Source organism: Nitrosomonas sp. Nm34, assembly GCF_900113925.1.
In the GTDB taxonomy this organism is placed as follows: domain Bacteria; phylum Pseudomonadota; class Gammaproteobacteria; order Burkholderiales; family Nitrosomonadaceae; genus Nitrosomonas.
In genome coordinates this window covers 1-15906 of record NZ_FORD01000057.1, presented here as the reverse complement: position 1 = coordinate 15906, position 15906 = coordinate 1, and the positions used below count along the sequence as shown (strand labels likewise).

Below are 15906 nucleotides of genomic sequence, written 5' to 3'. Positions count from 1 at the left end.
CGGTTTCCCCCTTGCGTTTCACTACGGTTGTCGTTACTAACTCCGGTTATCTCCTCTCAGATAACAAGTTTTAACCCATGCCGGGCACACTAGGGAGTCGAGAAGAAACTCGACTCCCCAAGTTCTACTGTTAAAACAGTAGTGAAATTCGTTGAGATATTTTTATAAAATTTTGGCCGCATAAAGTGATGGCAGAGTTTGCTGCTCGGGGAAAGACCTGCGTGGGTTAGTTTTATGGTTTCAAACTGTATTTGGTCATCAATGACCAGGGAAAATTGCTGGGAGTGAAAATAATGGTGGGCAATGTTGATGACCGTGATATGGTGCCGGAACTGGCGCGTTCTTTGTTTGGAAAACTCTTTGGTGATCGGGGCTATGTCTCGCACCCGCTCTTTGAGCAACTCTGGCAGCAGGGCGTGCAGCTCGTCACCAGGGTGCGTAAGAACATGAAAAACAAGCTGTTGCCGCTATTTGACAAACTCCTGTTACGTAAACACTCCATCATTGAGACTGTCAATAATCAATTGAAAAATATCTCGCAAATCGAGCATTCCCGCCATCGCTGCTCATTTAACTTCTTTGTTAATCTGATAGCCGGGCTGGTACTTACATTTTTCGGGAGAAGAAACCCTCACTTAACATTAGATTTTCTCAAACTATTCCAGCCGTAGTGTCATGATTCTTATGTCGAACTCGCGTTAATTAAGCTCCTTCATCCAAAACGGAGTTAACTAAGATAAGTTTATTGACTAACCTAACATCTCCATCAGCTTCCTGATGCGCTTGACCCGTTCTGCCGCATCCGGAATTTTCACTTGGACTTTCAGGCGATCTGGGCCAGCCAGACTATATTCCCGGCCACTTTGAATAAGTGTGATAATTTTGCCTGCTTCTACAGGGGGGTTGGGCGCAAAATGAATGAGAATACTGTCGGTGCTGGCATCAACCCGCACAATGCCAAGCGGTTTGGCAGCAATACGCAGACGGTGGCAGTCAAGTAGCGCTCGGGCTGGGTCAGGTAACAAACCGAAGCGATCAATCAGTTCCCGGTGCATATCATCCAGCTGCCCATCATTGATACAGTTGGCCATGCGTTTATACAGCACCAGGCGTTCATGGATATCATTGCAATACTCTTCTGGCAGTAAAGTAGGCACATGCAGGTTGATTTCAGTGGCAATACCAAGTGGATGCTGCATATCTGGCTCACAGCCTGCTTTGAGTGATTTAATCGCGTTCTCCAGCATGGTGCTGTAGAGATTAAAACCGACTTCCTGCATTTCACCACTTTGTGATTCGCTCAGCACAGCACCGGCACCGCGGATTTCCAGATCATGCATGGCCAAATAAAAGCCTGATCCGAGCTCTTCCATCGATTGAATCGCCTCCAGTCTTTTTTTGGCCTGCGCACTAAGTGCTTCATCACCCGGCGTCAGCAGATAGGCATAGGCTTGATGGTGAGAACGCCCTACCCTACCGCGCAACTGATGTAATTGCGCCAGACCAAATTTATCTGCACGATGGATGAGGATGGTGTTGGCAGTGGGAATATCGATACCCGTCTCAATAATAGTCGTGCATAGCAGCAGATTGAAACGTTGCTGGTAGAAATCTCGCATAACATGCTCCAGCTCACTTTCACGCATCTGCCCGTGGGCGATGTGAATACGCGCTTCCGGCAGAAGTTGCGTGAGCTTGTCATACATGTGCTGAATAGTGCTCACTTCATTATAAAGAAAATAAATTTGGCCACCACGTTTCAGCTCCCGCAGACAAGCTTCGCGGATAATCCCTTCCGAAAAAGGATGGACAAAGGTTTTGATGGCCAGCCGTCTTTGCGGGGCAGTAGCAATGATAGAAAAATCGCGCAGCCCTTCCAGTGACATGGCGAGTGTACGGGGAATGGGTGTAGCCGTCAGAGTCAGCACGTCCACTTCGGTACGCATTCTTTTTAGCTGCTCTTTTTGACGAACACCAAAGCGGTGTTCTTCATCAATGATCACCAGGCCGAGATTCTTGAATTTAACCTTCTCCTGGATCAGCTTGTGTGTGCCGATGATGATGTCTATTTGCCCGCTGGCGAGGCCTTCCAAAGCTTGCCCTTGCTCTTTGGCTGAACGAAAGCGTGATAGCTCGGCGATTTTCACGGGCCATTGTTCAGCAATTAAGCCAAAGCGATCCGAGAAATTCTGAAAATGCTGCTCCGCGAGCAAAGTGGTAGGCACCAGTACGGCCACCTGTTGACCATCTGCCACTGCAATAAAGGCCGCGCGCAGAGCAACTTCTGTTTTACCAAAGCCGACATCGCCACAAATCAGTCGATCCATCGGTTTGCCCGAGGTCAAATCGCTGATAACCGCTTCAATAGCGGCCGCTTGATCAGCGGTTTCCTCGAAGCCGAATCCTTCTGCAAACGCTTCATAATCATGCTGTTTAAATTTGAAAACATGACCTTGACGCGCTGCACGCTGCGCATATAGATTCAGCAGTTCAGCTGCTGTATCGCGCACCTGCTGCATGGCCTTGCGTTTGGCTTTTTCCCATTGCCCACTGCCAAGTTTATGCAGAGGGGCTGATTCAGGCGAGACCCCGCTGTAGCGTCCAATCACATGCAGTTGAGAAACAGGCACATACAGCTTGTCTCCGCCGGCATATTCCAGTGCAAGGAACTCACTGGTTTGACCGGCTTCCCCTTCGCCTAGATCCATATTGACCAGCCCGAGATAACGGCCAATGCCATGTTGTTCATGCACGACTGGATCGCCGGGCTTGATTTCCGATAAATCGCGCAGCATAACGTCAGTCGAGGTAGCCTTGCGCGTTTCACGCTCACGCCGCCCATGCACATGCGTTGCGTAAAGCTCACTCTCGGTAATCAACGCATAGCGATCAGCATTCAGGATATAGCCGGTATGGACCGGCGCAACGCTCAGCATGAAAGGCTCATTGCTCGACTGAAATTCTGCATAATTTTTACAAAGTGTCGGGCGCAGACCATATTCATGCAGATATTCAGCTATCAATTCACGCCGCCCCATACTCTCAGCCAGTAGCAAGACACGTCCGCCCGATAGCGTATAATCGTCAACAAATGCAGTCAATTTTTCAAGTGGATTAGCTGCATGACGATCCACCCGCACGGCCGGCAAAGGTTGCGTAAATGATTCGGCGGCCAGGTCTTTATCAGCCTGAATTTGAATACGCGTATAAGGTTTCAGTTTGCCAAAAAAGCCATCCGTGGTGAGAAACAGTTCAGTTGGTGGCAAGAGGGGGCGATCGGTATCCCCTCGTAATAATTGATAACGCGACTGAGTATCACGCCAAAAATTTTCGACCACTGGATAAATATCCTGATGCAGGCATAACAAGCTGTTCTGAGGCAAATAATCGAACAAGGTAGCCGTTTGCTCAAAAAAAAGCGGAAGATAATACTCAATTCCTGCGGGCGTGTTCCCTTTGCTGATTTCTTTATACATCCGGCTACGAGAAGGGTCGCCTTCAAATTTTTCGCGAAAATTGATACGAAAGCGCGTGCGCCCCGCTTCATCCAAGGGAAACTCACGCGCAGGCAGCAATCTGATCTCTTTGACCGGATAAATGCTGCGTTGGGTATCGACATCGAATGTCCTGATGGTCTCGATTTCGTTATCAAGCAAGTCCATACGGTAAGGCAGCGGATTGCCCATCGGGAATAAATCGATCAATCCCCCGCGTATGCTATATTCACCCGGTGACAATACCTGTGCCACATGCGTATAGCCAGCCAAAGTCATCTGACTGCGGAAGGCAGCTAAATCCAGTACTCTGCCCTGCTTGATAAAAAAAGTATGGGCTGCCAGAAATTCCTTAGGTAGCATGCGATACAAAGCGGTTGTCACAGGCACGACCAATACATCGCAGAACCCGTTCATGACCTGATAAAGGGCCGCCAGTCGCTCAGATATCAGATCAAAGTGTGGCGAGAAAGTATCGTAAGGCAATGTTTCCCAATCTGGCAGCAGATGCGCATTTAATTCAGGTGCAAAAAAAGGTAACTCTTCGAGCAATCTCTGTGCATCCAATGCACTGGCGGTAATGATGGTCAGCGGCTTAGCCCATTGCTGTCCGGAACGTATCAGTTCGGCAAGAGCAAAGGTATCGCTTGAACCGTCAAATCCGAAATAACGCGACAGCATCCCTGGCGCGGGTAAATTAAGTTTAAATGACATGGTCTACAACTTTATTTTCCAAACAATATCAGCGCGCCTCCCAAACCGATTGCAGTGAGGATCATGCCTAAAGCACTGCGCTTGGCTAGCAGCGAACTGCCGATAGCTAGTATCAATCCTAGCTTGAAGATAATATTTGAAATGACGGCCAGCGTAATGGCAGTGACGGCTTCTGTCACCTGCAGCTGACCTAGATCGAGCAAACGCAGGCTGCTGAGCGTAATGGCATCCACATCCGTCAAACCGGAAATAATCGCCACCATATAAAGTCCGCTGCTACCCGCAATGTCCGATAACCAGGCACTTAACAGCAACACGATCGCATAGAGTGCCCCAAAGCCGATTGCAATCGTAAGTTCAACAGGGTTCTTAGTTTCGGGTATAGAAAGTTCCTCTTGCTGAGTTAAATCACGCCACCAGAAAGTAGTAGCGATCAGGCCAAAAAAAAGGCCCATACCCAGGATCGGCAATATGTTGGGCAATATCACCGGCGCCACGACCGCGCTGATGACGGTGAGTCTTACCAGAACCATTAAATTAGCCACTAGAATCACCACCACCGCTAATTTGGTCAGCATCGGATTATCTTCGCTACGACGCGTAAATACCATGGTAGTAGCAGTACTGGATACGACCCCACCCAGTATTCCTAACAGGACAGCGCCATAGCGCTGACCAATAAAGCGCAATGCGATATAGCCCGAGAGGCTGATACCCGATATCAATACGATCATCAGCCAGATCTGATAAGGGTTAAGCGCATCATAGGGGCCGTAATCCTGATTAGGTAAGACCGGTAACACGATAAAAGTGAGTACGGCAAACTGCAGCATCGAAATCAGATCGCGCCGGTCAAGCTTCTGTGTGATGCCATGCAGTTCTGTTTTAAAATAAAGCAACATAGTCGTAACAATGGCGAGCATCCCCGCCAGCGTGGATTCGCCGTACCAGACTGTGGCGCCCAGACCATAACAGACAAGGATAGCCGCAACAGTCGTCGTGCCAGGATCAGGCAATTCATTTCGATGACGAATATAAGCAGTAATCATCATGGTTCCCACCAGCAACAGTCCGCCAAATAGCAACCAGGGTGAATTTGTTTTTTGCGATAACATGGCGCTAAGCGTACCAAACAGTGAGACCAGGGCAAATGTTCTTAACCCCGCTCTCGCTGTGGGGCTACGCTCACGTTCGAGGCCGATTAAAAGACCAATGGCAAGACTGGTAGCAAAGGGAGCCAAATGCTCAAGCTCTACTCCCGGTTGGAAGGTATTATTCATAGCGTCATTGAATCAATCGGAAACCAGTGTTCAAGCAGCAATTGCAGGGTCGTATTACCATTGTATTCATTAGCTTGTACACGAAAGACTGCATTAATCATGGGCGGCAGCAACTCCACCTGAAAAAATAAGATGGCATCATAACTGCGGTGCGAATCAAATTTCTTCAATTTTAATTTTAAATGTTTCTCACCTACTACACGCTGGCTTTCTACGTAGAAATAGGCATTAAAATTCGGCTCAGGAAAACCTTGTCCCCAGACACAGCCAGCCAACCAGTACGCCAGATCCAGATTTAATTCAGCCTCATCCAGTTCGCCATCGGTCTCTATGATATGAACTAAATCTGCAGGCGTCAGCAGTGCTTGCGCAATTTGCTCAAACGCATCCCGGAAACGCTCAAAATTTTGCTCATGCACAGTCAAGCCAGCTGCTGCAGCATGCCCACCAAATTTCAAAATTAATCCTGGATACCTTTTAGAAACAAGATCTAATGCATCACGCAAATGAAAACTTGGAATGGAACGTCCTGAGCCTTTAATTTCACCTTCATTGCCCGGTGCAAAAGTAATCACCGGACGATGAAATTTTTCCTTGATACGCGAGGCGAGTAAACCAATCACACCTTGATGCCAGCTTGGATCATACAAACATAAGCTATAACCAGATCCGGTTGCGCATTTCTGAGTTTCAATGACAGTTGCTAGCTTGCTCAACGCATCATTTTGCATATCTGCTTCGATTTCACGCCGCTGACGGTTCAACTCATCCAGTTGCGCAGCAAGCTGACTCGCTCTGGATTCATCATCTGTGATCAGGCACTCAATCCCCAGGGTCATATCATCGAGCCGGCCGGCTGCATTCAATCTTGGCCCAATGATGAAACCCAGATCATAGGTGGAGACTTGTCGGAAATCACGTTTTACAACCTGCAGTAAGGCATTAATGCCGGCACATGCCCGTCCCTTGCGAATACGCTGCAAACCTTGCTGAACCAGAATGCGGTTATTGCTATCGAGTCTGACGACATCCGCAACTGTCCCCAACGCAACCAGATCAAGCAAACTCGCCAGATTAGGCTCTTTACCAGCAGCGAACGCACTGCGCTTGCGCAGCTCCGCGCGTAACGCAAGCATCACGTAGAAAATAACGCCTACGCCAGCCAGATGCTTGCTGGGAAAATTACAGCCAGGCTGATTGGGATTGACGATCACTGCCGCAGCGGGTAATTGATCTCCCGGTAGATGGTGATCGGTAATGAGCACTTGCATCCCCAGCTGATTAGCCGCCCGCACCCCTTCCACACTCGCAATCCCATTATCGACGGTTATGAGAATATCCGGCTGTCCAGCCGAAGAGGTGGCCGCAAGGTGCACGATTTCCGGCGTTAAGCCATAGCCATATTCAAAACGATTGGGAACGAGATAATCGACGATGGCACCAAATTTTCTGAGTGCGCGCATGGCCACCGCACAGGCAGTCGCGCCATCCGAATCATAGTCCGCCACAATCAATAAACGTTTCCGCTCGGCAATAGCATCAGCAAGCAGTACCGCTATATGAGAAACATGGGTTAACTGCTCAAATGAAAGTAGCTGGGATAATTCTGTCTCAAGCTGCTGAGGCTGTTGAATGCCACGCGCGGCATATATGCGTGCCAATACGGCAGGCAAACCATATTGATTAAGCGTGTCAAAAGCGTGTTGAGAAAAATTGCGGGTAGTGATGTTGGGCATTTGCCAGTTATTTTAACATCTGGCATTCTGAAACGTTAGCCCGGATAATTATTTTGCGCTAAGCGAGTGAGTGGGTAGTACGCGATATTAAAAATACAGATGGAAAAATTTTAAGCGCTTGGCTCCACTTTTTCTACTTTCAGGAGATGCAAGCGGCGGCTGTCGGATCGTAACACGGTAAATCTGAAATTATCGATCACAATCGATTCGCCATTCTTGGGTAGCCGGCCAAATTTGCTGGTAACGAGCCCGCCAATCGTATCAAAATCCTCGTCACTGAAGGCAGCTGCCAGTACCTCATTAAAACTGGCGACTTCCGTGATCGCTTTAACGCGATAATAACCGCTGGCATCCGCTACAATATTCGCTTCTTCTTCATCAAAGTCATACTCATCTTCAATTTCCCCCACAATCTGCTCCAGTACGTCTTCGATGGTGACCAAACCAGCCACACCGCCATATTCATCTACCACAATGGCGATATGATTGCGACTACGGCGGAAGTCCTTGAGTAAGATATTAAGGCGCTTGGACTCAGGAATAAACACGGCTGGACGGAGCATATCACGTACATCAAACGCTTCTTCTCCTGCGTAATAGCGCAGCAAATCTTTTGCCAACAAAATGCCAATCACATGATCTTTATTGCCATCGGTAACAGGAAAACGCGAATGTCCTTTTTCAATCACATACGGAATGAATTCATCCGGTTTTTCACTGATATCAATAGTATCCATTTGCGAACGCGGCACCATGATATCACGCACCTGCATTTCAGATACATGCAACACCCCTTCAATCATGGCCAGCGCATCGGAATCGAGCAAATTACGTTCATACGCAGAGTGCAACAAAGCCACCAGTTGCTCACGATCTTCGGGTTGACGGAAAAGGAGTGAACCAAGGTGTTCAAACCAACTGACTTTATGGGAGGAATTATTCATGATCAATTTCATCATTGTTTAAATAGTGTAGTGCTATAAAAAAATTGGATTGTGAACGAACGCTATCGCAACCTTATTGTTCATAATAAGGATCGGCATAACCTAGCCGGGTAACAATTTCTGTTTCAAGTTGCTCCATGATCGCCGCATCTGCTTCATGCTCGTGATCATAACCTTGCAAGTGCAATACCCCATGTACGGTCAGATGAGCATAATGTGCAGCCAAATTTTTTTTTTGTTGTTGTGCTTCGTTGATGATGACCGGTGCACAGAGCACGATATCGCCTGACAAGGATTGCAGTTCGTCGTAGACAAATGTCAGGACATTAGTGGCTTTGTCTTTACCACGAAAATGGCGGTTGAGCTCTCTGCCTTCTTCTTCGTTAACAATGCGCAAGACGATCTCCGCACTCTGCATCAATGCTGCATTCACCCATTTACGAAACTGCAACCGTCTGGGTGTGCCGGGAAATTCAGCAGCATATTGCAGCACTAATTTAAACTTTTTGTGATTTGTGGCAGAGGAAGGTTCGGGAACCTTACTGACGTTTTTCATGTTTCTCGTAAGCGTCGACAATACGCTGCACCAGAGGATGGCGCACGACGTCTTCAGTTTTGAAATGGGTAAAGGCTATCCCCCGTATCTTTCCCAAGGCATGCTCTGCATCGATCAAACCACTTTTCTGATTCTTGGGTAGATCAATTTGGGTAATATCACCTGTAATGACGGCTTTGGAACCAAAACCTATTCGTGTCAGGAACATTTTCATCTGTTCTGGCGTCGTGTTCTGGGCTTCATCCAAAATAATGAACGATTGATTTAAGGTACGTCCACGCATGAATGCTAGCGGGGCAATTTCAATGGTATTGCGTTCAAACTGCTTGCCGGTTTTATCAAATCCCATGAGATCATATAGCGCATCATAAAGTGGGCGTAAATAGGGATCAACTTTCTGCACCATATCCCCTGGCAAAAATCCCAAGCGTTCCCCCGCTTCGACTGCGGGCCGCACCAGGATAATGCGTGCAACCGTTTCTCGCTCCAATGCGTCGACCGCGCTGGCAACCGCCAGATAGGTTTTACCGGTACCTGCCGGGCCAATACCAAAGGTAATATCATGATCCTGGATTTGCTGCAGGTACTGCACCTGACGTGGTGTGCGACCATGTAAATTGCTGCGCCGCGTGATCAGCTTAGGTACCGCTAACTCAGCATCCGCCAGTTCATCTCCAGCCGACTGCGAAGCATGGGATGCGTTAGTTATCTCCATCAAACCGAATTGCACCTGCTCTACGCTAAGATGATGGTGTGACTGGTTGTATAAATTCTTCAGGGTTTGGGCAGCAAGCTGCGTCTGATTTGCTTGGCCGCGCAGACTAAAATGTTCACCGCGCCGTGCGATTACGACATCCAGCGCATTTTCAATTTGTTTAAGGTTTTCATCTAGCGCGCCACAGAGATTGGCTAGACGCCGGTTATCAACCGGAGAAAAAGTAATCTCGACAGGTTTAGGTTTCAAGACTTTGGTTAAATAAATGCGACGTATTGATTCTCGCAGGGGTTACGATAGATTGCAAGTGATAATAAAGCGTTTATGGGCCAATCGATCGCTACTCATGGATAATTTCTCCACGTAATGAATGAGACAAGGCTGCTGTAATCTGGATATTGATAAAATGACCCACCAGATCAGGTGTCCCAGCAAAATTAACTACCCGATTATTATCCGTTCGACCACACAATTCATCAGGGTTCTTCTTGGAAGGCCCCTCTACCAGTATACGTTGACGTGTTCCTACCATTCCCCGACTAATAGCTTGTGCCTGCTGAGCAATTTTTTCCTGGAGGCGATAGAGCCGCGCCAGCTTGGTTTCATGCAAAGTATCATCAGGCAAATCAGCAGCAGGGGTACCTGGCCGTGGGCTATAAATAAAACTGAATGATTCATCAAAATTCACGTCTTCAACCAGCTTCATAGTTGCTTCAAAATCGGCATCGGTTTCACCCGGAAATCCAATAATAAAATCGGAACTAATGGAAATATCTGGACGGACTGCACGTATTTTGCGAATAATCGACTTATATTCAAGCGCAGTATAGCCACGTTTCATCGCTGCCAGAACTCTGTCTGCACCTGATTGAACAGGCAAGTGCAAATGGCTGACTACTTTCGGTAATTTCGCATAAACCTCAATCAGACGAGTAGTAAATTCCCGAGGATGCGAAGTCGTATAACGGATACGTTCTATGCCAGGAATCTCATGGATATACTCAAGCAACAGGGCAAAATCAGCGATTTCCCCCTCCTCCATTTCACCTCGATAGGCGTTGACATTCTGTCCGAGCAAGGTGATTTCCTTGATACCTTGCATTGCCAACCCAGCAACTTCAACCAGCACATCGTTGAGCGGACGCGATACTTCTTCACCACGCGTATACGGCACTACACAAAAACTGCAGTACTTGCTGCAGCCTTCCATGATGGAGACAAAAGCCGTCACTCCTTCTGTGCGCGCGGGCGGCAAATGATCGAACTTTTCAATTTCAGGAAAAGAAATATCCACTTGTGGCCGACCGGTAGCTTCACGCTCCTTGATTAATTCCGGCAAACGATGCAATGTTTGTGGCCCAAACACGAGATCTACAAAAGGAGCACGTTTAACAATTTCTGTCCCTTCCTGACTGGCGACACAGCCTCCCACCCCAATTAACAGATTCGGCTTAGTTTTTTTCAGGTGCCGCACCCGTCCGAGATCATGAAAAACTTTTTCTTGCGCTTTCTCACGCACAGAGCAAGTATTGAACAAAATCACATCGGCTTCATCGGGATTATTGGTCAACTCCATACCCCTGTCAGCATGAAGTACATCCGCCATTTTATCCGAGTCATACTCGTTCATCTGGCAACCAAAAGTCTTAATATATAGTTTATTACTCACGGAATATTACAAGTAGCTTAGCTGGAAATTGAATGTATTATTTTGAATAGCCCGATAAGTATATAACGGAAGGACAGGTGATTCCATCATCGATACTGCAATAGACAGTTTAAAAATACTTCATTTTTCTCAAAACTTCGCATCTATCGACCCCAGCTGAAGAAAAAAGTTCTATGATTTCCTATCTTTTAGAGAGATATAATCTTTTCTCCACCACTCGGGCACTTTGTAAAATTATTTGGACTCTAAAAATACTTTCATTCTCCAACCTAACTGACTAAACAGCCAACTGACTAAACAGGATGATTATGTCTCACCAATTCGACTTATTCAACAATGAAACACCTGCCACCTCTGAGCAAACTGCAAACAATTCTGCGACTGCACTGAAACTGACGACACAAGATTCCCAGTTAACGCCCAGTCAGCAGCGCTTCAACCGTTTACTCGAGCGTATCGAAAAACTCAAAAAACAGCTTCTTGAATTACAAGTCATCAGCGATGCGCATCGTCCGCTATACCATCAGGCGATTGTCCCCCTGCGCGAGCGTGAGCGACTGCTCACGCGGGAAATGGTGTTATGGCTGGATGAACGATTGCAGCGCAAGGGCTTAACCCCCACACAAAAACGTATCGCTACCACGATTTTATGCGGCCTCTCTGAACAGCTCGCGGCTCAGGGTGATGAAGAAATGCAAATCCTGCACGATAAACACAGCACGGAGAGCCTCGAGCAGAAAGAACAGGCCAGCATTAAGGAAATGCGCACGATGATGGAAGACATGCTAGGCGAATCTCTGACTGACGAAGACTCGCTAGAAACCATGCAGGATGTATTCAACGCCGGCATGGCGCGGTTACGCGAGGCTGAAGCTGAAGAAAAAGCACACCGGCAGGCTCGCGTGCGCAAAAAAAAACCTACTGCCGCCCAGCTCAAGGCCGAGGCGGAGCAAGAGGAAGCAGAAACCACTTTACGCAAGGTATTCCGCCAACTCGCCAGCGCTCTACACCCTGATCGTGAAAACGACCCTGATGAACGTGCCCGTAAAACGGCTTTGATGAGCGAAGCCAATGCTGCTTATGATCGTCGTGATTTAATAGCACTGCTGCAGATCCAGTTGCGCACTGAGCTTACTGACCCAGCCTCCATCGCCAAAATGGCAGAAGAAAAAATTGCCTCGCTCACGCGTTTACTCAAGGAACAAGCCCAGGAGCTCGAAGCAGAATTGTATCACCGCCGCCACGCTGCCCGTCATGAATTCGGCCTCAGCTCTTATGAAACCCCGAGTTCAACTAGTTTACGACGCAGTCTAAGGAGAGAAGAAACATTGCTCAAAGCAGATATAGACGCCATGCAGCAGGATTTACAACTGATACAAGATGACAAGTTTTTCAAACGCTGGCTGAAAGATCAAACCCAACCATCGAATACAGTCTTACTTGATGAATGGATCATTAATACATTTAGGTAATAAATACATAAACACATCAAATGATCATTTTTTCATCGCAGGGATAGGGAAAGACCTGAAAAGGATTCTGCACAACCTCCTCTGTTAGCCGAATAAACAATTAAATGGCAGCGGGTAAAAGGCAGTAGTGTAGAAGATACAAACGGGTTTTGGATCAGTGGAACTGGGGCAACGTCTGAAGCAAGACAGCATTCCATAAAAATTGTGATGCATTGACATGCACTTCATGCATTATGTAATGACTGCTATCTTTTTAAATTGTTTGCTCGATGTGCAGCCTGCCCCCAATTATATAGCGATTCCACGCGTAGGCGCGCCATCAATGGAGCCGTCTCCCACTCCATGCAAGAGACTTCTGCATAACTGGCTTTTTGGGATAATCTGGTATTTTTAAGAAATTGATTTTATCAGTTACACATACAGAGAAAAATTATAAAAACACAGTTATGCAGAGACCGCCGCGATGGTTTAGCAGTTACGGGGCACAACGAAGAGAAGTTGCCAACCCTACTGGCTCAATTATCAAATCGTTCTGCCCGTGGTTTCGGCCTCGCTGCTAAAGCGATGCCTAATGCACATCAGTTGAACGCAAACAGGCCTGCCAACCGCCCGAAATGAACGTCTGCCGGTCGCACCAAACGGCCTCGGGATAGTAATCTCCCATCACACGCTGTGCGCACTGGCCGGAGCGCATAATATCGTCCTGTGTGGGCGGAGTCGGAAAGGTTAAATTGAAACCACAGCCTTGAGCAATGGCGTTCTGGGCGGACTGGCTAAAATCGGCAGAAGCCAGCAAGTTTCGCATGAAGATGAGCTTGGGCACCATCTTCTCGTCACCCCATGCAATCCATACGATGCTCTGCGGCAACCACTCGGGCCGAAGCACATCATTGGAAATCACGATAGTGTAAAATCCATCTCCATCGAGCGGCGTGCTCGCATCGGTTATACAACCGATTACGGGTAATGGCGAGACCAACTCGGCTTGACAGAGTCCCCAATATCGCAATTGGACGGTTTTGAAACCGCGGACAGGCTGCCATATAGGCTGGCCATGATAGGTATCGGGAAACGCCGGCATCTTACCACGAATCACAATGACCCGATCCTGCTTGTACTCAGGCATAAAGAACGATATCAGGTATTTTTGGTCGGGATTCGGCAGCAGAGCCGGGGGCGGTTCTGCTATCGCGCCGAACCAGATACGGTCTGGCACCGGCGGAATTGTGAAGTGCTCTAGTGGATTCTCTAACTCCGCCGGAACAAACTGTGGCTGCAACTGCGAGAGTTCCGACTGCCGATTGAAGATCGGGCAGGTCGGTAACGGGGTTATTTGGCCACTGACGTCGGTAACTTTGATCTCCGGCAAAGGCGCCCCGCCCATGGAGCCACTGCCTGCATTCGGCAGATACAAGCGATATAGCAACCACCCTGTATCGGCATGCAACTGTAACGCGTTTTCGGCAGTATTGTTGCTCCGTGTGACTGTAATGATATACGTTCCATCGGGCTTCGCGGCCAGGTTGGTGCTGCCTGGATCAGGCGCCGCAAATGGATTAACGCTGCCCGGATCAGGCACGATTTGCGCATCAAATAGGTGATCGGCTAACGCGGTAGAGACTGGTGCGTTGTCATAGACAGCAATAGAAAAGAACCGTGCCTTGGGGTAGGCGCCAGTAATCGTCAGCTGTTGCCATTGTGCATCGATGGGCATGTACCACCAGCGGTTGGCAGTGTCCGCCCAGAGCCAATTACCCAGGCCGAATGGTGTCCATTCGAACTGCCATGCACACATTGGGGTGGAGAGAGGAGGTGACTGCGCTGCGGAAACGCCCGGATTTGCCAATAGTAAGAGAGTGGTGAAACTGAATGTAAAAAAAGCCTTCATCATAATTTACCTCCTTCTGCCATACGTAGTAGATTACTCCGATAAGCGCATGAGATATCTCCTTTTCCGGTAGACGAACAGTCGTCAAGCCAACCGGCAGTGCTACCATTTAGTCGACAGGCTTCCTAGTGACCACATATTCGGCGGTACCCTCCCCGAGCGAGACCCAAAAATATACTGACCCCAGTCGCCTCCATAATATATAAGTATATAAGGGATCAATAAGTTCGAGGATGCAAATTGCATCTCGAACAATCAATGCTTCAACCTTACGGCAATTCAACCCTTTTTAGCTTTTATTTGAGACAAAAAACAACTCAAACAAGTTCACCTTTCTTTCGACTTGGCCATGTGTGTTATTTCTGTGATATCTAGCTCGTATCGGGTTGGGGTAACGGATTGTATCCGTTACCCCAACCCGATCAGTGAAAAATTGGCGCAGCCATCAATTAATTCGCATAATAACCAATGTTACTCAAGTTTAGTCACAGCCAAGTCATATGCCAGCTCACTGATAAGTGCTGAAACAACCTGCTCGCATGAGTGGGCTTTTTGGTAAACGGTGCGTTGACGCTGATAGCTGATATTTCGTTCGGCTACGCGTTTAATGAGTTGTTCAAAATATTCCCATTCTCTTATTTCGCTGGCATAAGGCTGGATTTCTGTTTGCACTATCTGCCAAATTTCATAGATAGATTTGAATGAGCCATTTTTATCGACCACACAGTTTGCTTTCAGCCCCAAGCGCGAGGCCATATAATAATTATCCTTTTCAATCCACCAGGGTAATGCATGGGGCAGGTTTTCAATGTTGGCCTCCTGGTGTGCCAGCACATAGGCTGACAACACTCGAATAAAACTGGCGAGTTGCATTGACTCGGTAAGAGCGAGTTGCGCGTCCATGACTCTGACTTCGACTGTTCCCCAATGGGGTCGCACTCTGATATCCCAATGGATGTCATTGATGGTTTGTATCATACCCGCATGTTGCGAAGCGGTATAAAAATCCATGAATTGCTGCCAATCATTAAAACTGGGCGGAATGCCATAACTACGGCTGGCTGCCAGAATGCGCAGGCGATAGGAGACAAAGCCAGTGTCATAGCCACGCCAAAAGGGAGAGCTGGCAGACAGCGCAATTAAGAGCGGCAGATACGGCTTTAATGCACGCATCAGATAGATCGCTTCAGCTGCATCCTGCACACCAATGTGTACCTGGGTCGAGAAAGTGATTAGAGTATGACCTAAATAACGTGAGTTCGACATAAGAAAAGCTGTAAAAGAAACCTGAATTCCTTATGATGAAATGGTTTTGCAAAAGAATTTCATCATGAGAGGAGTCGGATTTCCATGGATACTACAACGATTTTTTGTGAGAGTGACGAATTTTGTAAAGAGTTTGAGCCGCGATGGGAGCAGCACTTATTAGAGTCATCGC

Annotated in this window: 10 protein-coding genes and 1 pseudogene; 2 read left to right on the top strand and 9 right to left on the bottom strand. The window is 47.7% G+C overall.

Going from position 1 to position 15906, the window contains the following annotated elements; all coding sequences use genetic code 11:
* Positions 1–242 precede the first annotated feature (242 nt).
* Positions 243–671: pseudogene (locus BM283_RS14800) on the top strand (transposase); the annotation flags it as partial.
* A 78-nt stretch (positions 672–749) separates the two neighbouring features.
* Here BM283_RS14800 and mfd read toward each other — a convergent pair.
* The 7 genes from mfd to miaB all read right to left on the bottom strand — a co-directional run bounded on the left by mfd (position 750) and on the right by miaB (position 11108).
* Entirely contained in the window at positions 750–4208 is a 3459-nt protein-coding gene (gene mfd / locus BM283_RS14795) for a transcription-repair coupling factor (RefSeq protein ID WP_090694456.1), read from the bottom strand.
* Positions 4209–4219: 11 nt separating this feature from the next.
* Positions 4220–5488: an MgtC/SapB family protein gene (locus BM283_RS14790; protein WP_090694454.1), complete on the bottom strand. Its 1269-nt coding sequence runs from the start codon at positions 5486–5488 to the stop codon at positions 4220–4222.
* Complete coding sequence (gene recJ, locus BM283_RS14785; RefSeq protein WP_090694452.1) at positions 5485–7224, bottom strand: single-stranded-DNA-specific exonuclease RecJ; 1740 nt, start codon at positions 7222–7224, stop codon at positions 5485–5487. The genes BM283_RS14790 and recJ overlap by 4 nt, the downstream gene beginning before the upstream one ends.
* Positions 7225–7334: 110 nt before the next feature.
* Positions 7335–8168, bottom strand: a complete 834-nt coding sequence (locus BM283_RS14780; protein WP_090694450.1) for an HlyC/CorC family transporter — start codon at positions 8166–8168, stop codon at positions 7335–7337.
* A 73-nt stretch (positions 8169–8241) separates the two neighbouring features.
* Positions 8242–8724, bottom strand: coding sequence for an rRNA maturation RNase YbeY (ybeY, locus tag BM283_RS14775; protein ID WP_090694448.1), 483 nt, complete (start codon positions 8722–8724; stop codon positions 8242–8244).
* The gene (locus BM283_RS14770) at positions 8708–9688 is read right to left on the bottom strand and encodes a PhoH family protein (RefSeq protein ID WP_090694446.1); all 981 of its coding nucleotides are present in this window, start codon (positions 9686–9688) and stop codon (positions 8708–8710) included. The genes ybeY and BM283_RS14770 overlap by 17 nt, the downstream gene beginning before the upstream one ends.
* A 91-nt stretch (positions 9689–9779) precedes the next feature.
* Positions 9780–11108, bottom strand: coding sequence for a tRNA (N6-isopentenyl adenosine(37)-C2)-methylthiotransferase MiaB (gene miaB / locus BM283_RS14765; RefSeq protein ID WP_090694443.1), 1329 nt, complete (start codon positions 11106–11108; stop codon positions 9780–9782).
* 308 nt (positions 11109–11416) lie between these two features.
* Here miaB and BM283_RS14760 point away from each other — a divergent pair, with 308 nt between their 5' ends.
* Positions 11417–12580: a J domain-containing protein gene (locus BM283_RS14760; protein ID WP_090694442.1), complete on the top strand. Its 1164-nt coding sequence runs from the start codon at positions 11417–11419 to the stop codon at positions 12578–12580.
* Between the two features lie 568 nt (positions 12581–13148).
* Here the strand turns inward: BM283_RS14760 and BM283_RS14755 are convergent.
* Together BM283_RS14755 and BM283_RS14750 are read right to left on the bottom strand one after the other, a co-directional pair.
* Positions 13149–14471 carry a hypothetical protein gene (locus BM283_RS14755; protein ID WP_090694440.1) on the bottom strand — a complete coding sequence of 441 codons (1323 nt, stop codon included), beginning with the start codon at positions 14469–14471 and terminating at the stop codon, positions 13149–13151.
* A gap of 468 nt (positions 14472–14939) precedes the next feature.
* A complete protein-coding gene (locus BM283_RS14750; RefSeq protein WP_090694437.1) occupies positions 14940–15734 on the bottom strand; it encodes a carboxylate-amine ligase in 795 nt (264 codons plus the stop codon).
* Between the last annotated feature and the right edge of the window lie 172 nt (positions 15735–15906).

Coding starts and splice junctions, on each gene's coding strand:
- mfd (WP_090694456.1), bottom strand. CDS start 4,208: ATGTCATTTAAACTTAATTTACCCGCGCCAGGGATGCTGTCGCGTTAT.
- BM283_RS14790 (WP_090694454.1), bottom strand. CDS start 5,488: ATGAATAATACCTTCCAACCGGGAGTAGAGCTTGAGCATTTGGCTCCC.
- recJ (WP_090694452.1), bottom strand. CDS start 7,224: ATGCCCAACATCACTACCCGCAATTTTTCTCAACACGCTTTTGACACG.
- BM283_RS14780 (WP_090694450.1), bottom strand. CDS start 8,168: ATGAATAATTCCTCCCATAAAGTCAGTTGGTTTGAACACCTTGGTTCA.
- ybeY (WP_090694448.1), bottom strand. CDS start 8,724: ATGAAAAACGTCAGTAAGGTTCCCGAACCTTCCTCTGCCACAAATCAC.
- BM283_RS14760 (WP_090694442.1), top strand. CDS start 11,417: ATGTCTCACCAATTCGACTTATTCAACAATGAAACACCTGCCACCTCT.
- BM283_RS14755 (WP_090694440.1), bottom strand. CDS start 14,471: ATGATGAAGGCTTTTTTTACATTCAGTTTCACCACTCTCTTACTATTG.
- BM283_RS14750 (WP_090694437.1), bottom strand. CDS start 15,734: ATGTCGAACTCACGTTATTTAGGTCATACTCTAATCACTTTCTCGACC.